Genomic DNA, 25,359 nt, shown 5'->3' on the forward strand with positions numbered 1-25,359 from the left:
TGTGCCGTCTCGCGGTCCAGTCGATCGCCTGCCCTTCTGGCCAGCCGGGCAGATGCATGAAGTCATTCCAGATTAGGTCGTCCTCGTGGGCACCGCATCACCTGGGATTTCGTGGTAAAAGCCATGCGACGACGTGGAGGTGGGCCAGTCCCTGATGGGTGCGCGGTCCATCCCGAAAGCGGTCAGCAGAACGTTGCTCGCGTCCCGCTGCCCTGGGAAGCTCCCGACTGCATCACCCGCCGGTACAGGTACTGCCACTCTGGCCTGGAGCTCCATCAACCGCGGCGCGAGGGCGAGGAATTCCCGCACGAGAGCGTCGATGAAGCGACGGCCCCGGGCGAGTGCAAGCGGACCGTGTGCACGCACAGCACCGGCATCGTTCTTGAAGCGGCTCTCGATGCCGTCAAGAGGAGCTTGGATCGGCAGCGCTGAGAAGTCCTCGACCTCGACACGACGCTCATACGAGGTCGCTCTCCGACCGGCGATCACAATGCCCAAATCGACGAGCTGATCCTGCATGCCATCGCCACACGATCGACGAAGACCACGAGGTAGCGACGCCTGAGCTGCCAGTCTTTGGATGAGGGCTCCGGGCATGCGAAGACCGGCTGATCGACCACACGCAAGGACTCGCCGAGCAGTGAACGCACAGCTTGGGTAAGTCGGAGCACGGCGACACGGAGATCCATCCGCCCCATCTTGGCAGGCCGCCGCCCTGCGGGCATTCAGGTCGGCACGATCGCCGGTAAGTCCCAGCGATCGGACCGCTAGGAAACCATTCCAGTGAAGCTGGCCTTAAGCCGCCACTGAGTGAGCACCGCGAAGCAGCGGATTGAAGAGAGGGCCTGCCGACATGTCTTGGGCGAAGGCCCGTGGTCGTGACAGGATCGGCTCGCTGTCGCTGTCCTAGCACCTTTGGTTCACTGAACTGCTCGACGACGATAACTTCCGTACCAAGGTCGAAGACCATGATCATAGGAAGCAAGGCAGTGACTCTGCGTAAGGCTCCGGCACTGACTCGCCCCATTTACTTCCGAGTCGGAATTCTTCCTCAGTCTACGGTGCATATCAAGCAGGACTTGTACACCCAGCCAAACCGGTACAGGAACATAAACTTACTGGTCAGCGACCTGCCTGCCGCCCTGAAGACTCCTCACGCCAGGGTTCCGCGCGAGCGAAGCGGGTCTAGTCGATGACCCTCGCGTCGTGTAGCTCGTCAAGGCAAGTGGGCCATCGGCGGTCCACTTGTCGCGAACACAAGGTCTTGTCGGGACCGTGGGGGTTCCATCGCAAAGCTCCTCCGCCCACCTAGCTGCAGACTCAGGCTTCGTATCACCGACACCGAGAGCTAGACCACTGCAAACTTGGTTCGCGATCTGCGGCGAAAGCAACATCCAGGTCCTGCCGGGCTAGCTACCCGCCAGTTGTCGGGACACTGGGCAACCTCGAGTGGCTCCCTTGAGGACGAGTGGGCCGGGCGCATGTAGCGCGTGGATCCCACCCTGAAGTCGCAGCTCGAGGAGTGGCGATGGTCACCTGCGCTGGGTCGTGATGACGCGGGTTCTGCACGCAACCACTTCTACCACGCCACCTCATGCATCCCGAAATCCGTAGCCACCGGAGCCAACGTCACGCCAGACCGCACACACGTGCAATCCGCACCGCAACATCACGAAATTCACGAGTATCCGGCTCGAGCACAACGATATTCTTCCAGACCACCAGGTCGGCAAGCCAACTCAGGTGTCACACAACCATGATGCAGCAGGCCCGCCCTGTTGATGTTCACCCAGGTCATGCCGATCCGTCACGCGGGAGTCTCACCGAGCGTAGCGTCAGCGTGCACGTCTCGCCCAGCAACCGGCCTAGCTAAGCCGGCGTCCGGTCAGCTAGATACCGCTCAGCGGGTCGGGCGACACGTACTGACCGGCCCCGAGGTCGCCGCCTACGGTCGGTGAGATCGGTTCTCATTTGACTAGAGTCGCCTGACCAGTTTGACTAGCGTCGCCTGACCAGGTGATCACAAGGGCTGCCAATGAAGATCATCGACAACGTCAACGATAAGCTCGGCGACGATCTCAAGATTGAGATCACGCCGAGCTCCAAGGTGCGCATCGCGGCCTCGACGTTCTCGATCTTCGCGTTCGAAGCTCTCCGCAAGGAGCTGAAGAAGATCAGCGAGCTGGAGTTCATCTTCACCTCGCCATCGTTCGTGACAGCCAAAGCCACTGACAAGCTTCGCAAGGAGCGCCGGCAGTTCTTCATCCCGCCGGCGGCTCGGGCTGAGTCCAGCTTGCACGGCTCCGAGTTCGAGGTTCGTCTGCGCAACAGGCTCACGCAACGGGCGATCGCCAAGGAGTGCGCGGAGTGGGTCCGGCGCAAGGTCACGTTCCGATCGAACTCCACAGGCAACCCGATGCAGCAGTTCGCGGTAGTCGACGACAGGGCGGCATACATGCCGCTGCAAGGGTTCACGACCGCGGATCTGGGTTACGAACGCGGCAACGCGGTGTCCAACATGGTACATCGTATCGACGACACCCCGATGGCGACGCAGTACGTCCAGCTCTTCGATCAGATATGGAACAACCCAGAGCAGCTCGACGACGTCACGGAGGCGGTATATGACCACATCGCGAGTGTGTATGCCGAGAATTCCCCGGCCCGAATCTACTTCCTGATCCTCTACAACATCTTCAACGAGTTCCTCGAAGATATCAGCGAGGACGTGCTACCAAACGACCGCACCGGCTACCAGCGCACGCAGATCTGGCAGAGCCTTTATAACTTCCAGCGCGACGCCGCTACCGGGATCATCAACAAGCTGGAGACCTACAACGGTTGCATTCTCGCGGACAGTGTCGGCCTCGGTAAGACCTTCACCGCTCTAGCGGTGATCAAATACTACGAGCTTCGCAACAAGTCAGTGCTGGTGCTCGCACCCAAGAAGCTGGCCGAGAACTGGACCAACTACAATGCAAATCTCACCACCAACATTTTCGCGCGTGACCGATTCAACTACGACGTTCTGGCACACACCGACTTGTCGCGAACGCGAGGTGAGTCGATGGGACTGCGGCTCGACCGGGTGAACTGGGGAAATTATGACTTAGTCGTGATCGACGAGTCGCACAACTTCCGCAATGCCGACTATGCGGAAGAGAAAGAGTCACGTTACCAGCGGTTGATGCGGCAGGTAATCCGCGATGGGGTAAAGACGAAACTCCTGATGCTGTCTGCGACTCCGGTGAACAACCGGTTCAATGACCTCAAGAACCAACTGCAGCTCGCCTACGAGGGCGAGTCGGAGAACCTTGCCCAACACCTGAATATCTCTACGACGGTCGAGAAGGTGTTCAGCGATGCCCAGCGGGTTTTCAACGAGTGGTCCAAGCTCGCACCGGACGACAGGACCACGGACCAGATCCTCAAGATGCTCGACTTCGACTTCTTCGAGTTGCTCGACTCAGTCACGATCGCCCGTTCCCGCAAACACATTCAGGCGTTCTACGACACCTCCGAGGTCGGAGCCTTCCCGAAGCGACTGCCACCGGTTTCGGTCCGCGAACCGCTGTCTGACCTGGCCGATGTGCCAACGTTCAACGAGATCTTCGAGCAACTGCAGGTGCTGACGCTGGCGGTTTACACGCCCTTGGCCTATGTGTTTCCGAGCCGGATCGGCAAGTACGAAGATCTCTACAACGTGACGAGCGGGACAGCCCGGTCCAACCTGGGCCAGCGGGGCCGTGAACATGGGCTCAAGAAGCTCATGACGGTCAACCTGCTCAAGCGTCTGGAAAGCTCCGTCGAAGCGTTCCGGCGCACGCTCACCAAGATTGAGGGTGCGGTCGACAGCACCCTCGGCCGCCTATCATCCCATGCCGGCACGCTGTCCGACCTGGGTATCGACTTCGATGAGGTCGATGTCGACGACGACTCCGCTGACGTCGAAGTTCTGTCGTACGGGGAGAAGATCAGGATCGATCTCGAAGACCTGGACATCGAGTCGTGGCAGCGTGACCTGTGGAACGACCGCGAAACGCTGCGTGAGTTGCTCGACGAGATGCACAAGATCACGCCGGCACGGGATGTGAAGCTGCAGACGTTGAAACGCATCGTCGAGGAGAAGGTGGCGAACCCGATCAACGACGGCAACCGGAAGGCTCTGGTCTTTTCTGCCTTCGCCGACACAGCCGAGTACCTCTACCGGGAACTCGCCCCGGTCTTCGCATTCAATGGCTTGGAAACCGCGATGATCAAAGGTGGCGACCATGCGGCGAAGACCACCCTCGGCACCGGCTACGACTTTCAGCAGATTCTGACGTTGTTTTCACCACGGTCGAAGCAGCGACATCTGACGATGCCTAGCGCGACCGATGAACTGGACGTGCTAATCGGCACTGACGTGATCAGCGAAGGCCAGAACCTGCAAGACTGCGACTTCCTGGTCAACTACGACATTCATTGGAACCCGGTCCGAATAGTGCAGCGGTTCGGACGGGTCGACCGCATCGGATCGGCCAACGTGAAGATCCAGTTGGTGAACTTCTGGCCGGACATCTCGCTGGACGAGTACATCAACCTCAAGGAGCGCGTCGAGAACCGCATGGTAATCGCAGATCTTGCTGGGGTTGGCGACGACAACATTCTCGACCCGGCCAGCGCCGACGCTGCCTACCGCAAGGAACAGCTGCGCAAGCTTCAAGATGAAGTGATCGAACTCGAAGACGTTCGCGCTGGCGTCTCCATCACCGACCTAGGTCTCAACGATTTCCGCATGGACCTACTTGGCTACCTCAACGAGTACGGCGATCTGGCCACTGCACCCAAGGGCCTCCATGCGGTTGTGCCCGCCGACGCTGCCAAGGGCCTTCGCCCTGGCGTGATTTTCGCGCTGCGCAACATCAACGCCGATGAGAGCATCAATCGCGGAAACAGGCTCCACCCTTACTACCTCGTCTACCTCGACGACAACGGCGATATCATCGCCGACCATACCGAGGTCAAGCATCTACTCGACCTCGTTCGAACCGGCTGCCGCCCCCACGACGACCCAGTCGTCGAGGTCACTCGCATCTTTAACTCCGCAACCCGCGAGGGTGCCAACATGAGCAAGTATTCCGGACTGCTCACCTCCGCCATCCGCTCGATGATCGATGTCACCGACGAACGCGACATCGACAGCCTGTTCACCGAAGGCTCGACGACCGCCCTCACTCAAGCGATCGCCGGCCTCGACGACTTCGAGCTGATTGCCTTCCTCGCGGTGATCGACCCATCGCAGGCGAACGCATGACCGCCGGGTTGTACCAATGGCCGCCAGCCACCAGATACGGAAAAGTGGTGCCGAAGACGAAGCTCTACGAGCACGGCAAGTTTAGGACCGCACTGCGGGAGCAACTGGTCGCCGAGGTGGAGCGCGTCGTATGGGCGTACAAGCTTGCGGAGGATCGCATCAACTTGCCTGGCACGGCTGCGGTGCCGGAGATCCAGGTGTTCCGGATCGATGCGAAGATCGACGACGTCAGTGATGCTGTACTCGCCGCAGTCGACACCGCCGTGCGCACGCCCATCGTCTTCGAGATCAATCGCGACGAGAGCAACGAGCGCAGCATCAGGATGGTCGCCGCATACAAGCAACTCGGCAAGACTCCCAAACTCGGTCCGTACTACAGCACTGATTGGCATCCGGCCGACGCCGAGCGGATGCCTATACCGACTGCGATCGACCTCGCCGGCCTCTACACGGCACTGTTGCAACCCCTGACGTCGGTAGTGGAACGGCCAGGTGAAACGATCTCTAGCCTCATCGCGAGAGCAGGGACAGTGCGCTCTCTCCAGAGAGAGGTCGCCACCCTGGATCGGAAGCTCCGCACAGAGCCGCAGTTCAACCGCAAAGTCGAGTTGCGTCGCGAACTGAAGAAGAAGCAAGCCACGCTCGTGGACCTCACGAGCCCGACCGCCAGCCCAGCACAGGGCACGAAGGACTGAGCACCACGGTGGAGAAACTGCGTATGACGTCCCCCGACCTCACGGCTGCCAACATCGACAAGCTCGCCGAGCTGTTCCCCAACGTCGTCACGGAGACCCTCGACGCGGACGGCAATCCCGCGAGGGCGATCGACTTCGACCTGTTGCGTCAGGAGCTGTCCGACCACGTCGTCGATGGGCCGCAGGAGCGCTACCATCTGAACTGGCCCGGCAAGCGTGCGGCGGCCTTCGCCGCCAACGCGCCGATCGCGAAAACGCTCCGCCCAGTCCGCGAGGAGTCGGTCGACTTCGATACCACCAAGAACCTTTTCATCGAAGGTGACAACCTCGATGCACTGAAACTACTCCAAGAGTCTTATCTTGGCAAAGTCAACCTGATCTATATCGACCCACCCTATAACACCGGCAACGACTTCATCTACAATGACGATTTTGCGCAGAAGACCGCGGAGTACCTCGAAAAGTCAGGCCAGTCAGACGAAAACGGCACACGACTCATAGCCAACACCGACACAAACGGTCGTTTTCACTCCGACTGGCTCAGCATGATGTACCCGCGATTAAAACTGGCGCGAAATCTATTGTCGCAGAACGGATTCATCTGCATCTCCATCGATGACGGTGAAGCCGCACCGCTGAAGGCGATTCTAGATGAAGTATTTGGAAGAAAAAACTTCATTGCTACTATCGTGTGGCAAAAGCGCTACGTAGCGAATGTTACAGCGAAATACATCTCCGATATGCATGACTTCGTCCACGTTTACGCGCGCGACGCATTGCAAGCCAGCGTCCAGAAGTGGGCGTTATCCGACGACCAGCTGTCTGCCTACCGAAATCCCGACAGTGACACACGAGGCCCTTGGCGAGCGCAGGATTTATCTGCGAGCAAACCTTACCAAGCCGGCTTGTTTACAATTACAAAGAACGGTCGGTCATTCAATCCTCCACCAAACAGGTACTGGCGCTGCAATGAGGCTCAATTCCTCGAATGGGACGCCGATGGGCGCATCTGGTGGGGAGTTGATGGCACAGCTAGACCCATGCTGAAGTCATTCCTCAACGAGAAGGATGCGACCACAACACCTCATACATGGTGGGAATACGAATTCGCTGGCCACAACAAAGAAGCAACCCTTGAAATGAAGGAACTCTTTGGTGGGGCATCTCCCTTCGATACACCAAAGCCAGTACGTCTAATGTCTCGCATAATTGAGGCCTTCGGCGGGCGTGACGGCATAGTCATGGACTTCTTCGCAGGATCCTCAACGTTCGCCCACGCTACCCTCAAGTCTAACGCAGAGAATGGGACCAATCTAAGCTACATTCAAGTCCAAGTACCCGAAGGCCGAAAGATTAGCGACGGTAGTCAGCTGTCCGAGTTTTCAAATATTTCACAACTTTCCCGCGAACGGATTCGTCGCGCCGGACGGAAGTTGCTCGAAGAATCTGGCAAAATCGATGTCGGGTTCCGAACCTTGAAGGTCGACACTACTAATATGGCGGATGTGCTACGTACGCCAGATGAAACAGATCAGCAAGCTCTCGCTGGATTGGAAGCCAGTGTGAAGCCTGGACGGACCGGCGAGGATCTGCTGTTCCAGGTATTGCTGGACTGGGGACTGGAACTGACTATGCCGATCAGCGTCGAGAAGATCGAAGGACGCGAGGTGTTTGCCGTCGAGAACGATGCACTTATTGCCTGCTTCAACGACGATGTGAGCCCCGAACTCGTTCGGGGCATCGCGAAACGAGAGCCCCTGCGCGCCGTGTTCCGCGACTCCGCGTTCCTGTCCGACGATGCCCGGATCAACGCTGAGCAGATCTTCCGTGAGATCTCGCCATCAACCGATGTGAAGGCGATCTGACGACCGATGAAGCTGCAATTCAAGGTTCAGCAGCACCAGACCGAAGCGGTTGACGCCGTCGTCGACGTGTTCGCCGGCCAACCGAAGCACGACGGCGTCTCGTACCGCATCGACCCGGGCAAGCGGAAGCCGGCTGATGGCCCGACGCTGTGGGAGCCGGAGCCGACATCCGACTCGGGCCTGCGCAACGCCGAGATCGAGTTGAGTCCGAACCAATTGCTGGACAACGTCCACACCGTTCAAGGTTTGCGGAACCTTGACCTCTCAACAGAGTTGAAGGACAGCAAGGCCGCTCCGGGTGCGCCGAACCTAGACGTCGAGATGGAGACGGGTACAGGAAAGACCTACGTCTATATAAAGACGATCATGGAGTTGAATAAGCGGTACGGTTGGAGCAAGTTCATCATCGTCGTGCCGTCGGTGGCGATCCGCGAGGGTGTGAAGAAGTCGTTCGAAATCACGGCCGAGCACTTCCATCAAACGTACGGCACCGCCCCGCGTTCATTTATATACAACTCGTCCCGGCTGCATGAGATCGAAGCTTTCAGCGCGAACGCTGGCGTGCAAGTGATGATCATCAATATTCAGGCGTTCAACTCGACCAGCAAGGACAACCGCCGGATTTACGACGTGCTGGACGACTTCCAGTCGCGGCGCCCCATAGACGTCATCAGGGCGAACCGGCCGATCGTGATCATCGACGAGCCGCAGAAGATCGGTGCGGCAAAATCGCTTGAGGCACTGTCGCGGTTTGACGCATTGATGGTGTTGCGGTACTCCGCGACGCACCGAGTCGAGCACACGAAGGTACATCGGCTCGACGCCCTGGACGCCTACAACCAGAAGCTAGTCAAGAAGATCTCGGTGCGCGGCATTACCGTAAAGGGCCTCGCCGGGTCCACCGCATACCTGTATCTGGACCGGATCGAAATCGCCAAGGGAGCGCTGCCGCGGGCACGGATGGAGATCGAAGTTCAGACCAAGGGCGGCCTGATCAAGCGACAGCTGAAGCTCCTCGAAAAAGGTGCGAACCTGCACATCGAGTCGGGAGGGCTTGAGGCATACAGGAACCTGTTCATCACGGACATCGACGCGACCCGCGACGTGGTTGAGCTGAGCAACGGCGATGTCGTTTTTACTGGGCAGCTTGCCGATCGTGACGTCACCCAGGAGACCAAGCGTCGGATCCAGATCCGTGGCGTGATCGACGCGCACATCGACAAGGAGCGGGAACTCTTCAGCAAGGGCATCAAGGTGCTGTCGCTGTTCTTCATCGACGAGGTCGCGAAGTACCGCGACTACAGCCGCGCCGACACCCTAGGGGATTACGCGCGTATCTTTGAAGAAGAATACTCCGCGGCCGTCGAGAACGTGCTTGGTGAACTGGCGCTCGACCCGGCAACGACTGCGTATCAGGATTACTTGCGACGCGACAAGATCTGCAGTGTCCATCAAGGCTATTTCTCGATCGACAAGAAGTCCAAGCAGGAGATCGACGGCCCGGTACACCGGACAGGTGACGAAAAGGGCCAGTCGAAGGACGTCGAAGCATACGACCTGATCCTGAAGGACAAGGAACGCCTCCTGTCGCTTGCCGAGCCCGTGCGGTTTATCTTTTCCCATTCCGCCTTGCGGGAGGGATGGGACAACCCGAATGTGTTCGTCATGGGGATGCTCAAAAAGAGCGACAACACTATCTCCCGCCGCCAGGAGATCGGCCGCGGGCTGCGTCTCGCTGTCAACCAGCATGGTGAGCGGATGGACGACTCAACGACGGTGCACGACATTAACCAGCTCACCGTTGTCACTGACGAAGCGTATACCGACTTTGTCGCGGGGTTGCAGAAGGAGATCCTCGAGTCGCTGGCGGCGCGCCCGCGCAAGGCCAGCGTCAAGTACTTCACCGGCAAGACCATCCATACCGAGTCCGGTGAACGCAGACTGGAGGAGACCGTCGCGCAGGCCCTTTACCGGTACCTGATCAAGAACGACTACCTCAACGAGGACGACACGGTCTCCGACGTATACAAGGCGGCTAGGGAAGCCGGCACTCTCGTGGAACCAACGTCGGAGATCCTGAAACCGGTGATTGACGTCTGCTGGCCGCTGGTCGATGCGCTCTACATCGAGATGCCGCCACTGGGCGACGATCGCAAGCCGAAGAAGATCCCTCTGAACGAAGCGAACTTCTCCAAGAACGAGTTCCAAGAGCTCTGGCGGCGGATCAACCACAAAGCGGTCTACCAGGTCAAGTTCGACTCCGCGGAGCTGATCAGCAAATGCGTCCTCGCGCTCGACAAGCAACTCAACGTGGCCGCGATGCAGTACGTCATCCACACAGGAGAACAACGCGACTCACTGGATGCTGACGACCTAGCCAGCGGCAGCGGGTTCAGCATAGCAAGCAGCACCACACACATCGAGACAGTCTCGGCCGGTTCACAAGTTAGATACGACTTGCTTGGTGAAATCACGGAGAAGACTCAGCTCACGAGACGAACAGTTGCAGCGATTCTGAGTAAGGTCACTCCGGTAACGTTCGCCAAGTTCCGGCTGAACCCGGAGCACTTCATCACCGAGTCCGCACGGATCATCAACGAGCAGAAGGCGACGGTTATCGTCGAGCACCTGGCGTACGACACGGTCGACGACCGTTTCGACACGTCTATCTTCACGGAGAACCAGACCAAGCAGGACCTCACGAACGCCGACAAGCTCAACAAGCACATCTACGACTACGTCGTCACCGACTCTAAAGTCGAGCGTTCGTTTGTTGCCGAACTCGACACGAGCAAGGAAGTCGCGGTCTACGCGAAGCTGCCGCGAGGCTTCTTCATCCCGACCCCAGTGGGAAATTACAACCCCGACTGGGCCATCGCCTTCACCGAAGGCAGTGTCAAACACGTCTACTTCGTCGCCGAAACCAAGGGGTCCATGTCAACGCTCCAACTACGAGGCGTTGAAGAAGCCAAGATCGAGTGCGCCCGCAAGTTCTTCGAAAGACTCAACAGGACCGACGACAACGTCGAATATCACACAGTTAAGGATTACGCTGAACTCATGCAGTTGGTGACGGCATAAGCGCCTCTGGGCGAGCTCGACAGGGTTCATGGGCTACGGCGTCGCGGCATGCACGGTTCTCCGTGCGGATCAAGGTCGTATAGCAACTATTGATCATCACGGGAGCTGTGCTGCCGTCGCGTCTCTTGGGGTCAAGCCGTCAGCCGCAATTTTGCCGAGGCCCTGGGCGCTAAGAGCGGTTGAATCCTTCCGTGCAGGACGGAAAGCCTGGCCGCTGCCTCGTGACCCCATCGATGATGCACATCGCGGCGGAGGATGCCGTCACAAAGAGATTGCCTCGCGTCGATCGCCGCCAGGCATTAATATCGCAACGGCCGACATGGACGCCGAACCGAAATCATGCTTAAGTCCGAAAAGACCGGACCGACGCGGGCACCGCCTTGACGAATGGGCTTGCTGAGGCGGTTAATGCGGTATCTTCCACCAGAAGTGAACCCTTGGAGCATCAGAAGAACCACCGCAGTGACTCTACGTAAACGCGCTGCCTCGACTCCTGCGCTCAGGCGCGGCGTTCGGTCAGGTTCTTACGACGGCTTGGCCGGTGCCCAGCCCGGCCGCATACAACCTTACGGTACAGGTCGGCGAACCTCAAAGGGCCCGTACAGGCAAGTTTTGTGCCCCCGGCAGGATTCGAACCTGCGACACCGGCTTTAGGAGAGCCGTGCTCTATCCCCTGAGCTACGAGGGCATTCGCGTGCTGCAGGCTACATCCTAGCGGGGGCCGTGGGGACGGAAGTCAGGTACGCCAGTGCCATCTCCGCTGCCTCCTCCGCCCACGTCTCCCACGGGCGGTCGTCTGGCCAGAATCTGCTGGTCGCGGCGCGGTGGACGCAGGCGCCGATGATCGTTCGCGCGGCCATTTTCACGCTTTCGGCCTCGGCCGGGCTCAGCGGCAGGGCTTCCAGCAGCGCGTCTTGGATCGCGGACAGCGCGGCCAGGCCGCGGTCTCGGGCGTCGGAGCGTTGGGCGTCCAGAAGCTCCGGGAAGATCCGGTCGTGTTCCTCGAAGGTGCGCGCCAGGGCTGCCACGAAGGCGGTGAAGGTCGAGCGGAGATCTGGCGATGCGGCGCGGAGGGCGGCGAGGACGTTTCCCTCCAACTGGGTCAGCAGCCGGTCCTTGACGGCGTGCAGCAGCTGTTCCTTGCCGTCGAAGCGGCGGTAGATCGTGCCGACTGACATCCCCGCCTGCGCGGCCACCGCGGCGACGGTGAAGGACTCCAGGCCCTGCTCGGCCAGGACTTGTTCGGCGGCAGTCAGGAGTTTTCGCAGCGCGGCCCGGCTGCGCGCTTGTTGCGGCGGGCGGAAGCCCTCGCTCGGCTGACTCACCCGAAGGACCTTACCTGGCCCAAGCCAGATGCGAATGATAATTTCGGTTCGCATCCAGCGAGGGGGAACCGATGGTCAGCATCGAGGTGCGCAACGCCTGCGTCGACTTTCCGATCTTCGACGCCAAGACCCGGTCGCTGAAGAAGCGCGTGCTCGGGAAGGTCGGCGGGCGGATCGCCGACGGCGCGAGGGTGCCGGTGATCGAGGCGCTGCGGGACGTGTCGTTCCGGCTCGAGGAGGGGGCTCGGGTCGGGCTGGTGGGACATAACGGGGCCGGGAAGTCGACGTTGCTGCGGTTGCTTTCCGGGATTTACGAGCCGACCCGGGGAGTCCGGAGGGTCGCGGGGCGGGTCGCGCCGGTGTTCGATCTCGGGGTCGGGCTGGATCCGGAGGTGTCCGGGCGCGAGAACATCCTGGTCCAGGGGCTGTTTCTCGGCATGAGCCGCCGGCAGATGGCGAAGCGGGTCGAGGACATCGCCGAGTTCACCGAGCTTGGCGACTACCTGGAACTGCCGTTGCGCACGTACTCGGCGGGGATGCGGGTGCGGCTCGCGCTCGGGGTGGTGACCACGATCGATCCCGAGATTCTGCTGCTCGACGAGGGCCTCGGCGCGGTCGACGCGGCCTTCCTCGCCAAGGCGCGCGAGCGGCTCAAGGATCTGGTGCGACGGTCCGGGATTCTGGTGTTCGCCAATCACTCCGACGAATTGCTCGGGGAGTTTTGCGATACCGCGTTGTGGATGGACGACGGGCAGGTTCGGCAGCACGGGTCGCTGAAGGAAGTCCTTACCGCGTACAAGCCTGCCGCTTAGAGCGGGAGCAGCGATCCGCTGCGTTTCACGGTGCGCACGACGGGGGCGGTTTCCATTTGCTGGATTCCGTCGAGTGCGCCGATGCGGTCGGTGAGGTATTCGTACAGGTGCGTCGCGTTGCGGCAGGCGATCGCGGCGACCAGGTTCGTCGGGCCGGTGGTGACCGCGGCGAATTGCACTTCTTCGTGTTCTGCCAGGGACTTTGCGACCGACGTGACGGCTGACGGGCGCACGGTCATCCACAGTCGCGCTTCGGAATAAAAACCCAAGGAGCGTAGGGAAATGTCTAACTGGTACGACAGGATCCCGGCTTGGCGAAGGGTTTCGATTCGGCGCTTCACAGTCGATTCGGAAAGGCCGGACGCGGCGGCTAGTTCACCGTAGCTGGCGCGTCCGTCGTCTGCCAGGACTTGCATTAAGTGCCGGTCGGCCTCGTCGAAGGTTATCTCTTCGGTTGGATCGACTGGGACCTGCAGGGCGGCGATCTGGTCGTCGGACAGGGCCGACCAAGTGCCTAGGCGCGTGAATCCATGCAGCATCTGATGTGCGGACACGGAGGTGATCCGGTTGCTCCGCGGGAGTTTGTCCAGCAGAAGTACGTCTGGTTCTTCCACCATGGACGATTGCGTCGTGCAGGTGATTTCCGTGCCGCCGGACAGCAAGTGGACCCAGAACGTGTCCGGGCGTTTCGCCAGCGCGGCGGCGATGGGGATGCCAGATGCGGGGGCGCAGGCGAACCGGACCAGCCAGAGCGCGTAGCCCAGTCTCGCGCTCGCGACCGCGCCGACTACCCGGAGCACCCCGGCCTGGCGCAGTCGCCGGTAGCGGCGGCCGATGGTGTTCTCCGAAACGCCCAGCACGTCGGCGATTCGCGCGAAGGGGGCGCGTCCGTCGAGGTCCAGCGCGTGGATCAGCTGGTGGTCCACCGGGTCCAGCGTGACGGGTTTCATCACATCACGGTAGCTGGTGACGGGATCCGTCAAAAAGGGTCAGCTGACTTGAGGTGCCTGCGCGGACGAGATCACTCTTCAGCGGACAGAGAAAGGGGACTGTGGTGCGCAAATGGGGGCCGTTGGCGGCGATCTGCCTCGGGTCGTTCATGTTGATCCTCGACACCACCGTGGTGACAGTGGCGTTGCCGGAAATGGCTCGCGGACTGGGAGCATCGTTGGCCAGCCTGCAATGGGTGGTCAACAGTTACACCTTGGTGCTCGCCGTTCTCGCGTTGAGCGCGGGCGCGATCGGCGACCTTGCCGGGCAGCGCAGGGTGTTCGTCGGCTCGGTGACGGTGTTCGCGGTGGCGTCGCTGGGGTGTGCGCTCGCGCCGAATGCCGGCGTGCTGATTGGCGCGCGGGCGGTGCAAGGGGTCGGCGGTGCGGCGATGATGGTAGCCGCGATGTCGTTGCTGGGAGCCCATTACGAGGGCAAAGACCGTGGCAGCGCGTTGGGGATTTGGACGGCGGTGCTCGGTGGCGCGGGTGCGACCGGGCCGTTTCTCGGCGGTGTTTTGACGCAATGGGCGGGCTGGCAGGCGATCTTCTTCCTCAACCTGCCGTTGAGCGCGGCGACCTTGTTGCTCACCAGCAAGTACCTGGTCGAAGCGCCGAAAAGGCCGTCCGGGACCCGGATCGACTTGGGTGGAATGGTGGCATTCGGGGCCAGTTCCGGCGCGTTGGTCTATGGGTTGATTGAAGCCGACGACAGACTGCCGATGTTCATCCTCGCCACGGCGGCGCTGGTTGTCTTCGTGATGGTCGAACGACGGGTGCGGCACCCGATGCTCGACCTCGCGCTGTTCCGCCGGGCGTCCTTCGTGACCGTGCTGATCGTGGTCGTCGCGAGTTCGTCCGTCTTCGCCTGCTTGATTTACGCGTCGATCTGGCTGCAATCAGTACAACGCCTCAGCCCGGCCGCTGCGGGGCTTGCGCTGATTCCGTTGGCGGCAACGTCGTTTGTCACCTCGCTGGTGATTGGCAAGCGGTTGCCCGCCGTTTCGCCGGGGATCATCCTCGGGCTCGGGGCGCTGTTGGCGGCCGCGGGCTGTGCGCTGGAATGGGCGATGCTCGACTCGACGTGGCTCAGCCTGCTGCCCGGACTGATCGTGACCGGTGCCGGGATGGGAATTGCCGGGCCCGCAGGCAGTACCGCGATCCTCAGCGCGGTTCCCCGGGACCGCGCGGGGATGGCATCCGGCGCGATGGCCACGTTCCGGCAGCTCGGGCAGACCCTCGGCGTCGCCGTGCTCGGGCTGGTTTACGCGAGCACCGCGGATCTCGGCGACGTCTTCCTGGTCACCGCCGGGCTCAGTCTCGTCGCCGCTGTGCTCAGCGTGCTCACTCGAAACAGTGCCGGTGCGCGGTCGCGAACTCGCGGAAGCTCCGCGGCCGCTGGCCGGTGACGTCTTCGACCGTGGACGTCACGGTTTCCGCGCCGCCGTCCAGGTACGTATTGCATACCTCCACCAGCGCTTTGGCATGGAACGAGGACATTCCAGCTTCGGCCAGCGCGGAAAGTGCCTGCTCGTTCGACATTCCGCGGTAGGTGATCGGACGGCCGAGCACCTCGGACAGCACTGCCGCGGCCTCGTCGTACGTCAATGCCTCGGGGCCGGTGAGCGCGTACGCCTTGCCTCCGTGGCCGTCCTCGGTCAATGCTCGAAACGCCACGCGGGCAACGTCTTCGGCATCCACGAAAGCGATCGGACCGCGGATCAGCGGGCTGGCGAAGAAGTTTCCGGACCGGATGGTTCCGGCCCAGTTTCCCGAGAAGGCTTGGAGATAGAAGTTCGCCCGGAGAAATGTCCATGACAGCGGTGAGGTTTCCAACATCCGCTCGACCGGACGGTGCAGCCGGGCGATCGGCGTGAGTTCCTCGTCCGCCCGCCACAGCGACTGTTTCACCACGTGCGAGACCCCGGCGGACACGGCGGCTTCGACCACATTGGACTCGTTGCCGGTCTGTCCGGGGCTCATCGCGCCCAGCAGGAACACCTTCGACACTCCGGCCAGCGCGGGTTGCACGGTGGCCGGATCGGACATTTCCACGGTGACCGCGTCGATTCCGTCCGCGGCGGCTTTCCTTGCCTTCTCCGGGGAATGGTAAGCGGCCCGGAACGGCACCTCGGCCGCGCGCAATTGCTTGGCCAGAGCCGAACCCACGTTGCCGCTCGCACCTGTCACCAGGATCATGCGCCCCACCTTCGCGTGTAAGACGGGGCAGTCTAGTGGATCAGCGGCCGTTCGACGGGACGGATTCCGCCTCCGCCCGGCGCTGCGCCAGTTCCGCGACCGCCGACGGCAGCGTGGTTTCGAAGTCGATCAGCTTCGCCCAGGTCGGCGTGACGACGATGCGGACCATGCCGTCGACGTACAGCGAGCGGATTTCGGCCTCCCATTCGACGCGCTGTTCGGCGGTCATCTCGTAGGAGCCGTTGATTTCGAGGTACTCCTCCGGGATTCCGTCGACGTAGTCCAGTTCGACGCGGCCGCGGACGAGCAGGATCTTCGGCGGGTGCGATTCGGTGTCGATGGTCAGCGCGACCCTCGGGTTCGCCCGCAGCGCAGGCAGTTTCGGAGCGTTCTTGGTGGTGCACAGGACGATCTCGGCGCCGTTCCAGCTGAACGCGATCGGGACGCTGCGCGGCGTGCCGTCCTTCGCGACGTAGGCCAGCCGGGCGATGTCCCGGGCGAGCAGCTCGCGGCTGTACGGGCGGTTCAGGACCTCGGCGACTTCCTGCGGTTCCATGACGGTCTCCTTCTCGGTCTGCGGCCTCGCTGTCGGCCAGGTGCCGCGGGGACGGAGCCGGGACGGCGTTCTCGACATTACTCAGGCAGTGGCCTGAGTCACACAGATAACTACAACACTTGTACAAGTGCTTGACAGTTATCCGGCGGATGGCGTTGAGTACTCCGGGAGCCGGAGAAGCGGGGAGGTGAGGGCGATGAGCGACACAAGTCCGGGGCGAAGTACGCGCCCAGTCCCCCCACCTTCCGGCAACCCCGGTTGATCCAGCCGCCCCGTCCGGCCCGCCCCGGACGGGTTCTCGAAACGCGCGGCAACCGGGTGCCCTGATCGGCCTGAGCAAGGCCGAAGGGAGTGCTCGTCATGACCACTGACACCACTGTCCGCATCGACCGGCGCACCACCGCGGTCCTCGACGACCAGCACGTCGGCGACATCCGCGGCGCGCTCGGCACCATCAAAGCGGGCGACTCCGCCCCGCGGAACGGCCTCAGCGCCAAGCTCAAGACCCTGCTCGCGATCGTCGGGCCGGGGCTGATCGTGCTGGTCGGCGACAACGACGCCGGCGCGTTCGCGACCTACGGCCAGGCCGGGCAGAACTACGGGCCGAAACTGCTGTGGACCCTGCTGCTGCTCGTCCCGGTGCTGTACGTGAACCAGGAAATGGTGCTGCGCCTCGGCGCGGTCACCGGCGTCGGGCACGCGCGGCTGATCCTCGAACGCTTCGGCAAGTTCTGGGGCGCGTTCTCGGTGCTCGACCTCTTCCTGCTCAACGCGTTGACGCTGGTCACCGAGTTCATCGGCATCACGATGGCCACGCGCTACCTCGGGCTGCCGACGGTTCCGTCCGTCGTGCTGGCCGCGGCCGTCATCATCGGAGCCGCCTTCACCGGCAGCTTCCGGCGGTTCGAGCGGATCGCGATCTTCTTCTGTCTCGGCTCGCTGACGCTGATCCCGGTGTACGTTTTCGCACACCCGGCACCAGCGGAAATGCTCGGCGGACTGGTGCCGTCGAGGCCAGCCGGACCGGGTGGAATGGCTGAGCTGATGCTGCTGATCATCGCGATCGTCGGCACCACGGTCGCGCCGTGGCAGCTGTTCTTCCAGCAGTCGTACGTGATCGACAAGCGCATCACGCCGCGATTCATGCGCTACGAGAAGGCGGATCTGTGGATCGGTCTCGTCGTGGTGATGATCGGCGCGGCCGCGATCATGGGCATCGCGGCGGCGGCCTTCGCGGGCACCGGCACGGCCTTCTCCGACACAGCTGGCGTTACGAACGGCATCGAGGCTTACGCAGGACGTACGGCGGGCGCGCTGTTCGCGGTCGCGCTGCTGGACGCGTCGATTGTTGGGGCGTTCGCAGTGTCGCTCTCGAGCGCGTACGCGATCGGTGATGTCTTCGGGATGAAGCACTCACTGCATCGCGGAGCGCGGCACGCGAAGGGCTTCTACGCGGTGTACGCCGGTCTCGTCGCGCTGTCCGCCACCATCGTGCTCATTCCGGGCTCGCCGCTCGGCCTGCTCACCACCGGAGTGCAGACGCTCGCCGGCGTGCTGCTGCCGTCCGCGACGGTCTTCCTGTTGCTGCTGTGCAACGACAAGGCGGTGCTCGGGCCGTGGGTCAACGGACGGCTCACCAACCTGTTCACTTCCGTGGTCGTCGGAGTGCTGGTGGTGCTGTCGGTGATCCTGACCGCCTCCGTGCTGTTCCCGGACCTCAGCGCGGGCCAGATCTTCCTGATCATGGCGGTCAGCGGCGGAATCGGCGTGCTGACCGCTGGGTACGCGCTGGTCCGCCGCCGCAGTGCCGCGCCGATCGATCGCACTGGACGCGCGGAGTGGCGGATGCCGCCACTGCAGTACTTGCCGCCGCCGGAGCTGTCGATCGGACGGAAGATCGGGCTGACCGCGCTGCGCACCTATCTGCTCTTGGCGATGGCACTCGTCGTCGTAAAGCTCGTCCAACTGGCGTTGGGTTAACTCTGCGTGAGATTCCTTCTCAGCGTGTACACAGCGAGTGTGCAGAACAGTAGGCAACCATGACGCCCCGGCACCGGAAGGTCCGATGACCGATCCTCACGACAGACGTGTCGCCGCGTCCCGGGCCGCGGCGGCACGTGGCGTCGCCGCGCGCGCCGCGGCTCGGCGACGGCGGATCGCCGGCCGGGTCGCACTGGCCCTCGCGGCCGCGTTGACGCTCTCGCTCACCGGATACGGCTGGGCGGCCTACCACGGCATCGTGTCCGGGCTGCAGGTGTCCGACGTGCTCGACGGGCAGTCGACGTCCGGCGGCGGCGACACCAACATCCTCATCATGGGCCTCGATTCGCGGCTCGACGAGAACGGCAACCCGCTCCCGAAGGACATCTACAACTCGCTGCACGCCGGGGATCAGCAGGACGGCGGCTACAACGCCAATGTGCTGATGCTGCTGCACGTCCCCGGCGACGGCGGCAAGGCGACGTCGATCTCGATTCCGCGCGACGACTACGTTCCGCTGGCGGGCTGTCCGGACAACGTCTGCAAGGGCAAGATCAAACAGGCCTACGGGCTGGCGTTCGACGAAAAGGCCAAACAGCTCATCTCGCAGAATGTCACCGACAAATCCCAGCGCGAGCAGCAGGCCCGCGACGCCGGCCGGCGGGCGGAAATCGACACGGTGCGGAGATTCCTCGGCGACGTCCCGATCGACCATTTCGTCGAGGTCACCCTCGTGGCGTTCTTCGAGATCGCCCAGGTCGTGCAGCCGATCACGGTGTGTCTCAACGAGGACACCCAGGACAGCTACTCGGGCGCGAATTTCCATGCCGGCCAGCAGGAGATCAGCGCCGAGCAGGCCGTCGAATTCGTCCGGCAGCGCCGCGACAACGTGCATCCCGCGCTCAACTTCACCGACCTCGACCGCGAACGCAGGCAGCAGGCCTTCATCGCTTCGCTCGCCTATCAGCTCAAACAGGGCGGGACCTTCACGAATCCGGCGAAACTCCAAGGAATCATGGACGTCGCGAAGCAGAACACCGCGGTCGACAGTTCGCTCGACCTGCTCGCGCTCGCGAAACAAGCGTCCAGCCTGACTGGCGGGAACGTCAGCTTCGTAACCCTTCCGGTCGACCATTTCGGCAAGAGCCCGTCCGGCGAGGACGTCAACTTCGTCAATACGCCGCAAATCCAGGCGCTGGTCGCACAACTGCTCAGCGGAACCCCGGTGCCGACCCCGGCCGCGTATGTGACGCCGATGACGCACAGCAGCGGCGTTCCCGCTCCCCCGCCGGTGTTGAGCGGAGGCGGAATCCCTTGTGTGAAATAACTTCAGGGAAGCCGCCCCGCGCGCCGCACAGTCCTTTCCGGACGGTTAGGCCATAATCGGCCCGGCGCGTTCACTCCCCGCGCCGGAAAATCGGCGGACGGCGGTGCGCGAGTTGGCTACGACACGGAACAGGCGAAGCCGGGGCCCGGTCGCGATCGTCGGCTGGCTGTCCCGGCCGCTCGCGTCGTTCCACCTCGTGCTCGCGCTGTGCGGTCTGCTCACGCTGCTCGGCGTCATCATGGTGCTGTCGGCGTCTTCGGCACAGCCCGGCGGCGTGTACAGCACGTTCCAGAAGCACATCATCTTCGTGCTCATCGGGCTGGTCGCGCTGTGGGCCGGGCTGCGGGTTCCGTTGCGGCGGATCAGATCCCTCTCGCCGATGCTGATGCTCGTGACGCTGGCGATGCTCGCGCTGGTGCTCACCCCGCTCGGCGCGAAGGTGAACGGGGCGCAGCGGTGGTTCACGCTCGGACCGCTGACGCTGCAACCGGTCGAGGTCGCGAAGGTCGCGTTGACGTTGTGGGGCGCGCACATTCTCGTGGTGAAAGCCCGGCTCCTGCACCATTGGCGGCACCTGCTGGTCCCGCTGGTGCCGGTCGCGCTGCTGATGTTCGCCCTGGTGATGGCGCAGCCGAACCTCAGCGGCACGATCTCGCTCGGCATCGTGCTGCTGTCGCTGCTGTGGTTCTCCGGCGCGCCGGGGCGGCTGTTCGGCGCGCTGCTGGCCGGCGGCATGGCCGGATTCGTGGTGCTCGCGCTGGTCGCGGACTACCGGCTCGCGCGCGTGCTGTCGTTCCTCTCCCCCGACGCGGACACCTCCGGCGCCGGGTACCAGGCGGTGCAGGCGCAGTACGCGCTCGCCGAGGGCGGGCTGTTCGGGGTCGGGCTCGGACAGGGCGCGTCGAAGTGGAAGTACCTGCCGAACGTGCAGAACGACTTCATTTTCGCGTTGATCGGCGAGGAACTCGGCTTCCTCGGCTGCGCGGTGGTGCTGCTGCTGTTCGGCGGGCTCGCGCTGGTCGGCCTGCGGATCGCGACGCGCAACCTCGACCCGTGGATCCGCATCGTCGCGGCGACGATCACCGTGCTGCTGGTGGCGCAGGCGGCGGTCAACATCGGGTACGTGGTGAACGCGCTGCCGGTCACCGGGGTGACGCTGCCGCTGGTGTCGTACGGCGGGACGTCGCTGATCGTGACGATGTTCCTGTTCGGCGTCCTCGCCAGCTGCGCCCGGCACGAGCCCGCGGCGGTGGCGGACCTGAATCACCTGGGGCCGGGGAAGATCGGCCGGATACTGCGGCTGCCGGTGCCGGAGCCGTATCGGCCGGTCCGGACGCCGGGGAAGACGACCCGCGCACGACGGCCGGTGCGGCCTCGCTGATCGGGTTTGCGGTCCGTGAGGGGAACCCTGACGGAATCAGAGTCCCTCAGGGTTCCCCTCACGGACCTGAAGACAGTGGTCCCGTTTCACCGTTTCGGCCAATGCCAAGCCGGTTGGTCCAGCCGCCCCTGGCCCGCGACCACCGTCGCGCCGAAGTCCTTTTCCAGTTCCAGCACCGAGGCGTCCTCGAGAAAGCGCACCAGCAGCTGGGAATGCGACACCACCAGCAGCTGCGGCTTCTTCGCCGCGGCAGTGATCAACGCGGCCAACGCGGGCAGCAGGTCCGGGTGCAGGCTGGTTTCCGGTTCGTTCAGCACGAGCAGCTCCGGCGGGCGCGGGCTGAGCAACGCCGCGGCCCACAGCAGGTAGCGCAGGGTTCCGTCGGAGAGTTCGGCCGCGCTGAGGGGGCGGAGCAGGCCGGGTTGGCGGAAGCGGAGGTCGAAGCGGCCGTCGGTGGCGGCGATTTCTACGGACGAGCCGGGGAAGGCGTCGTCGATCGCGGTGGCCAGGGCGTCGGCGTCGGCGGATTCCTGGATGGTGCGCAGGGCCGCGGCCAGGTCGCCACCGTCGTGGTCCAAGGCCCAGGTGCGGGTGCCGATGCGGCTTTGCCTTCCCGCGGCGGCGGCGTCGGTGCGGAAATGGTCGTAGAAGCGCCACGCGCGGACTCGATCGCGGACGATCAGGAGTTCCGGGCACCGGCGCGGGTCCGCGAATTCGCTGAGCATGCTGTCGGTCAGGGCGATCGAATGGCCGCTTTCGACCCAGGAGCCGGACTCGTCGCGGATGCGGACTCTCGTGCCGGAGCGGTCGGCCAGCAAAGCGGACGGCCGGAGTACCGGGCCGTGCCAGACGCATTCGCGTTTGTATTCCGGGTCCAGGTTGAAGGCGGTCTCGGCGGGGATCGGGAGGCCGAAGTCCAGGGCGTAGCCGAATTCGTCGCCGGAGTAGCCGAGTCGCAGGCCGACCGATTTGGTTCGCTGCACCGGTTGCACCGGCGACCGGCCCTCGCGGACGGCGCGGCCGATGTTCTCCGGACCGGCCCACAACGTCGATGGCAGACCGCCTTCCGCGGCGAGGGCGGCGACCGCGCCGTTGCGTCCGGCGTCGGCGAGTAGCCGTAGGGCGCGGTACAGGCTGGACTTCCCGGTGCCGTTCGCGCCGACGATCACGGTGAGCTGCGACAGCGGCAGCACGAGATCACGCAGCGAGCGGTAGTTCTGGATCGCCAGGGTGGTCAGCACGGCGACGCCTCCGCGGGCAGGCCGAAGCGCGGGAACAGCTCGGGCTCGAGGAACCAGGTGGCGGTGCGGATTCGGTCGCCCCAAGGCGCGAGGACGAGGATTCCCGCGGGACAGCCCACTGTTCCGCCGGGTTCCGTGAGATAGCAGGCGAAGGCCGGATGGGTGTTGGCGCGGGTCGGGAGGAGGCGGAACCGCCGGGAGCCGCGCCACTGTCCGAACCTGGTGAGGAACTCGGTGACGGCTTCGCGGCCGACGTACTCGTGCGGTGCGGGCGGCATGGCGAGCCAGCCGTCGTCGGTCAGGAGCGCGACTACGCCTTCGACGTCTCCCTGGCTGAACGCGTCCGCGAATCGTTGTGCGATCTCCCGTTCGCGCGGTGCCGGTGGCGCGGGCTCGACGGTCTGCCGCAGCTGGGCGCGTGCGCGTTGCAACGCGCCTTTGACCGCGGTGGAGCTGGTGTCCAGCAGGTCCGCGACCTCGGCGGTCGAGTAGTCGAGCACGTCCCGGAGCACGAGGACGGCGGCCTGGCGCGGCGGGAGTTTCTGCAGGGCCGCGACGAACGCCAGCTCGAAGGTTTCCTTCGCGCCGTAATGCGCGGCGGGGTCGTCGGGCGCGGGCTGCAGCCAGGTCACCTCGGTGCGGCGCGTGGGCTCGGTCGGCGTGAACGGCGGCGACGGTTCGGCCGGGACGCGACGGCCGGCGTCGCGGAGGGCGTTGAGACAGCGGTTGGTGGCGATGCGGTACAGCCAGGAGCGCACCGAGGCGCGACCGGCGTAACCGTCCAGCCCGCGCCAGGCGGCAAGGAGCGTCTCTTGCAGGAGGTCTTCGGCGTCGGCGAGGGAGCCGAGGAGGCGGTAACAGTGCACCTGCAGCTCGTGGCGATAGGGCTCGACCAGCTCGCGGAAGGCGTGCGCGTCTCCGGCGCGTGCGCGATCGAGGATGTCCTGGCCCATCCTTCGCATCCTGCCACCGTTCCGTTTCCGGGGCGGGCGGTGTCTGTACCGGTGACCTCGGAGAAAGGCGAACCGATGAACCCTGTCGACGATCTGGCCGCTGCCCTCGATTCCACCAGTGCGCTGGTCGCGGGCGTGTCTCGCTGGGACGCGCCGACGCCGTGCCCGGAGTGGACCGTCCGCGACCTGGTGAACCATCTGGTCCTCGGACACCGCCTGTTCACCGCCGTGCTGCGCGGCGAGGAGGGCGGCTCGCTGAACCCGCGTTCTTCCGACGCACTCGGCGACGACCCGGTCGCGGCGTATCGGGAGGCGGTTGCCGGTCTGCTCGCGGCGTTCCGGCAGCCGGGGGTGCTGGAGCAGGTGGTCGAGGTCCCCGCCGGGACGGTGCCAGGGATCGCCGCGGTGCACCTGCGGATCGTCGAGGAACTGGTGCACGGCTGGGACCTCGCGCGCGCCACCGGTCAGGAGGCGAAGTTCGACGACGCCTTGATAGAGCGGGAAATCGCGTTCAGTGCGGCGAAACTCGCGGATCTTCCGGCGGACCGGAGGCCGTTCGCACCGCCGGTGTCCGTTGCCGCCGACGCTCCTCCGTTGGATCGGCTGGTGGCGTTGCTCGGACGGGCACCGAGTTAAGCAACGCGGAATTCCAGCAGGCCCCGCTGGTCGGTCAGCGGGGTCGCCGATTCCAGGACTAAGCCCGCGGACTCGGCCAGGGCGCGGAATTCTTCCACGCGCCGTTCGCGACCGCCGAAATGGACCAGCATGACCAGGTCCATTTCGGTACGCGCGTGAATTCCGCTGACTGCTTCGATGGCGAGAATCCGTCCGGCTCGGCCTGCCGCTTCCGCGCACCGTTTCAGGATGCGGCGGGCGTTCTCGTCGTCCCAGTTGTGCAGGATGTCCACCAGGACATAGGCATCCGCCTGCGCTGGAAGAGGGTCGAAGAAGCTGCCGCCGCGTACTTCGACTCGGTCGGCGAGACCACGGGCGGCGAAGGCGGCGCGGGCTTCGCTTGCGGTGGGCTCGAGGTCGATCAAGTGGGCGCGCAGTTTTGGATTGGCTTCGAGGATTGCGGCGAGCAAATCGCCTCGGCCACCGCCGACGTCTACTGCCGTTTGAAAAGAAGCCCAATCGATTCCGGCGACCACCTGCGGGATCTCGGTGCGGAATCGAGTGGCCATCTGCTGGTCGAAGGATTTCCGCAGGTGCGGCTGTTCGGAGAGGTCGGTCCAGAAATCCTTGCCGTAGCGACGGGAGTAAGCCGCCTCGCCCGTTCGAATACTGTGCGCAAGTTCAACAAAAGCGAGTTCGGCCCGACCGGCGGCGCGGTCCAGGTGCAGGAGGTTCGCTACGCCGTTTTCGTTGTCCTGGCAGAGATTCTCCCCGTACGCGGTGGTCCGGTACCCCTCGTCGGTGCGCGAGACCACGCCGAGCGTGACCAGGTGACCGAGCAGGACGTCGAGCGCGATCGGGGAGAGGTCCAGCTCGGCGGCGATGTCGTCGACAGTGCCGGGGGTGCGCAACCGGTCGGGCAAACCCAGCGTTACCGCGACTCGCAATGCCATGGGGGTCGCCAGGCTGGCGGCGCGGAGGAGATTGTTCGCGTCATCACTCACGTGATTCCACCTTGCCAGCCGGGTCAACCGGCTTTCCGGG

At 63.6% G+C, this 25,359-nt stretch carries 18 protein-coding genes and 1 tRNA gene; 10 read left to right on the top strand and 9 right to left on the bottom strand.

The features are described from left to right. Window positions 1–72: 72 nt before the first annotated feature. Entirely contained in the window at window positions 73–519 is a 447-nt protein-coding gene (locus tag SSMG_RS33865) for a hypothetical protein (RefSeq protein ID WP_009083613.1), read from the bottom strand. A gap of 1,516 nt (window positions 520–2,035) precedes the next feature. Between SSMG_RS33865 and SSMG_RS33870 the strand changes: the two genes are divergently transcribed. The 4 genes from SSMG_RS33870 to SSMG_RS33885 are packed head-to-tail and all read left to right on the top strand — an operon-like array spanning window position 2,036 to window position 10,937. Continuing rightward, the gene (locus tag SSMG_RS33870) at window positions 2,036–5,296 is read left to right on the top strand and encodes a helicase-related protein (protein ID WP_009083615.1); all 3,261 of its coding nucleotides are present in this window, start codon (window positions 2,036–2,038) and stop codon (window positions 5,294–5,296) included. Next, on the top strand, window positions 5,293–5,991 hold the full coding sequence (locus tag SSMG_RS33875) for a DUF4391 domain-containing protein (protein WP_009083617.1): 699 nt from the start codon (window positions 5,293–5,295) through the stop codon (window positions 5,989–5,991). The genes SSMG_RS33870 and SSMG_RS33875 overlap by 4 nt, the downstream gene beginning before the upstream one ends. An 8-nt stretch (window positions 5,992–5,999) precedes the next feature. After that, complete coding sequence (locus SSMG_RS33880; RefSeq protein WP_037715733.1) at window positions 6,000–7,856, top strand: site-specific DNA-methyltransferase; 1,857 nt, start codon at window positions 6,000–6,002, stop codon at window positions 7,854–7,856. Window positions 7,857–7,862: 6 nt separating this feature from the next. Then, window positions 7,863–10,937 carry a type III restriction-modification system endonuclease gene (locus tag SSMG_RS33885; protein ID WP_009083629.1) on the top strand — a complete coding sequence of 1,025 codons (3,075 nt, stop codon included), beginning with the start codon at window positions 7,863–7,865 and terminating at the stop codon, window positions 10,935–10,937. Window positions 10,938–11,552: 615 nt separating this feature from the next. On the opposite strand, the gene SSMG_RS33890 is transcribed toward SSMG_RS33885, so the two are convergent. Together SSMG_RS33890 and SSMG_RS33895 are read right to left on the bottom strand one after the other, a co-directional pair. Then, window positions 11,553–11,625: transfer RNA gene (locus tag SSMG_RS33890), tRNA-Arg, on the bottom strand. 16 nt (window positions 11,626–11,641) lie between these two features. Beyond that, window positions 11,642–12,262 carry a TetR/AcrR family transcriptional regulator gene (locus SSMG_RS33895; RefSeq protein WP_037715735.1) on the bottom strand — a complete coding sequence of 207 codons (621 nt, stop codon included), beginning with the start codon at window positions 12,260–12,262 and terminating at the stop codon, window positions 11,642–11,644. 71 nt (window positions 12,263–12,333) lie between these two features. On the opposite strand from SSMG_RS33895, the gene SSMG_RS33900 reads away from it, so the two are divergent. After that, window positions 12,334–13,074 (top strand): ABC transporter ATP-binding protein, encoded by a 741-nt coding sequence (locus SSMG_RS33900; RefSeq protein ID WP_009083631.1) that lies wholly within the window; start codon window positions 12,334–12,336, stop codon window positions 13,072–13,074. On the opposite strand, the gene SSMG_RS33905 is transcribed toward SSMG_RS33900, so the two are convergent. After that, window positions 13,071–14,057 carry an Lrp/AsnC family transcriptional regulator gene (locus SSMG_RS33905; protein WP_009083632.1) on the bottom strand — a complete coding sequence of 329 codons (987 nt, stop codon included), beginning with the start codon at window positions 14,055–14,057 and terminating at the stop codon, window positions 13,071–13,073. The genes SSMG_RS33900 and SSMG_RS33905 overlap by 4 nt on opposite strands. 71 nt (window positions 14,058–14,128) lie before the next feature. Here SSMG_RS33905 and SSMG_RS33910 point away from each other — a divergent pair, with 71 nt between their 5' ends. Continuing rightward, on the top strand, window positions 14,129–15,472 hold the full coding sequence (locus SSMG_RS33910) for an MFS transporter (RefSeq protein WP_037718451.1): 1,344 nt from the start codon (window positions 14,129–14,131) through the stop codon (window positions 15,470–15,472). Here the strand turns inward: SSMG_RS33910 and SSMG_RS33915 are convergent. Then, the gene (locus tag SSMG_RS33915) at window positions 15,408–16,262 is read right to left on the bottom strand and encodes an SDR family oxidoreductase (protein WP_037715740.1); all 855 of its coding nucleotides are present in this window, start codon (window positions 16,260–16,262) and stop codon (window positions 15,408–15,410) included. The two genes, SSMG_RS33910 and SSMG_RS33915, sit on opposite strands and share 65 nt — an antisense overlap. Window positions 16,263–16,302: 40 nt before the next feature. Further along, window positions 16,303–16,818, bottom strand: coding sequence for a pyridoxamine 5'-phosphate oxidase family protein (locus tag SSMG_RS33920; protein ID WP_009083637.1), 516 nt, complete (start codon window positions 16,816–16,818; stop codon window positions 16,303–16,305). Between the two features lie 360 nt (window positions 16,819–17,178). Here SSMG_RS33920 and SSMG_RS33925 point away from each other — a divergent pair, with 360 nt between their 5' ends. From SSMG_RS33925 to ftsW, 3 genes are all read left to right on the top strand, one after another. Beyond that, window positions 17,179–18,798 (top strand): NRAMP family divalent metal transporter, encoded by a 1,620-nt coding sequence (locus SSMG_RS33925; RefSeq protein ID WP_037715741.1) that lies wholly within the window; start codon window positions 17,179–17,181, stop codon window positions 18,796–18,798. Window positions 18,799–18,883: 85 nt separating this feature from the next. Beyond that, window positions 18,884–20,125, top strand: a complete 1,242-nt coding sequence (locus SSMG_RS33930) for an LCP family protein (protein WP_050788344.1) — start codon at window positions 18,884–18,886, stop codon at window positions 20,123–20,125. 112 nt (window positions 20,126–20,237) lie between these two features. After that, a complete protein-coding gene (gene ftsW / locus SSMG_RS33935) occupies window positions 20,238–21,506 on the top strand; it encodes a putative lipid II flippase FtsW (RefSeq protein ID WP_100267166.1) in 1,269 nt (422 codons plus the stop codon). Between the two features lie 86 nt (window positions 21,507–21,592). On the opposite strand, the gene SSMG_RS33940 is transcribed toward ftsW, so the two are convergent. Together SSMG_RS33940 and SSMG_RS33945 are read right to left on the bottom strand one after the other, a co-directional pair. Then, complete coding sequence (locus SSMG_RS33940) at window positions 21,593–22,747, bottom strand: AAA family ATPase (protein WP_009083645.1); 1,155 nt, start codon at window positions 22,745–22,747, stop codon at window positions 21,593–21,595. Beyond that, complete coding sequence (locus tag SSMG_RS33945; RefSeq protein ID WP_009083648.1) at window positions 22,741–23,700, bottom strand: RNA polymerase subunit sigma-70; 960 nt, start codon at window positions 23,698–23,700, stop codon at window positions 22,741–22,743. The genes SSMG_RS33940 and SSMG_RS33945 overlap by 7 nt, the downstream gene beginning before the upstream one ends. A 75-nt stretch (window positions 23,701–23,775) precedes the next feature. Between SSMG_RS33945 and SSMG_RS33950 the strand changes: the two genes are divergently transcribed. Further along, complete coding sequence (locus tag SSMG_RS33950; protein WP_037718454.1) at window positions 23,776–24,336, top strand: TIGR03086 family metal-binding protein; 561 nt, start codon at window positions 23,776–23,778, stop codon at window positions 24,334–24,336. On the opposite strand, the gene SSMG_RS33955 is transcribed toward SSMG_RS33950, so the two are convergent. Further along, a complete protein-coding gene (locus SSMG_RS33955; RefSeq protein ID WP_199786061.1) occupies window positions 24,333–25,346 on the bottom strand; it encodes a methyltransferase in 1,014 nt (337 codons plus the stop codon). The two genes, SSMG_RS33950 and SSMG_RS33955, sit on opposite strands and share 4 nt — an antisense overlap. Window positions 25,347–25,359: the final 13 nt, after the last annotated feature.

Origin of the sequence: Streptomyces sp. AA4, from assembly GCF_000158875.1 — a bacterium.
GTDB lineage: Bacteria > Actinomycetota > Actinomycetes > Mycobacteriales > Pseudonocardiaceae > Amycolatopsis.

Excerpts from the sequence above, each read along its gene's own strand:
- SSMG_RS33885 (WP_009083629.1), top strand. The coding sequence starts at position 7,863 with ATGAAGCTGCAATTCAAGGTTCAGCAGCACCAGACCGAAGCGGTTGAC.
- SSMG_RS33950 (WP_037718454.1), top strand. The coding sequence starts at position 23,776 with ATGAACCCTGTCGACGATCTGGCCGCTGCCCTCGATTCCACCAGTGCG.
- SSMG_RS33920 (WP_009083637.1), bottom strand. The coding sequence starts at position 16,818 with ATGGAACCGCAGGAAGTCGCCGAGGTCCTGAACCGCCCGTACAGCCGC.
- SSMG_RS33925 (WP_037715741.1), top strand. The coding sequence starts at position 17,179 with ATGACCACTGACACCACTGTCCGCATCGACCGGCGCACCACCGCGGTC.
- SSMG_RS33875 (WP_009083617.1), top strand. The coding sequence starts at position 5,293 with ATGACCGCCGGGTTGTACCAATGGCCGCCAGCCACCAGATACGGAAAA.
- SSMG_RS33945 (WP_009083648.1), bottom strand. The coding sequence starts at position 23,700 with ATGGGCCAGGACATCCTCGATCGCGCACGCGCCGGAGACGCGCACGCC.
- SSMG_RS33930 (WP_050788344.1), top strand. The coding sequence starts at position 18,884 with ATGACCGATCCTCACGACAGACGTGTCGCCGCGTCCCGGGCCGCGGCG.
- SSMG_RS33870 (WP_009083615.1), top strand. The coding sequence starts at position 2,036 with ATGAAGATCATCGACAACGTCAACGATAAGCTCGGCGACGATCTCAAG.
- SSMG_RS33865 (WP_009083613.1), bottom strand. The coding sequence starts at position 519 with ATGCAGGATCAGCTCGTCGATTTGGGCATTGTGATCGCCGGTCGGAGA.
- SSMG_RS33900 (WP_009083631.1), top strand. The coding sequence starts at position 12,334 with ATGGTCAGCATCGAGGTGCGCAACGCCTGCGTCGACTTTCCGATCTTC.
- SSMG_RS33915 (WP_037715740.1), bottom strand. The coding sequence starts at position 16,262 with ATGATCCTGGTGACAGGTGCGAGCGGCAACGTGGGTTCGGCTCTGGCC.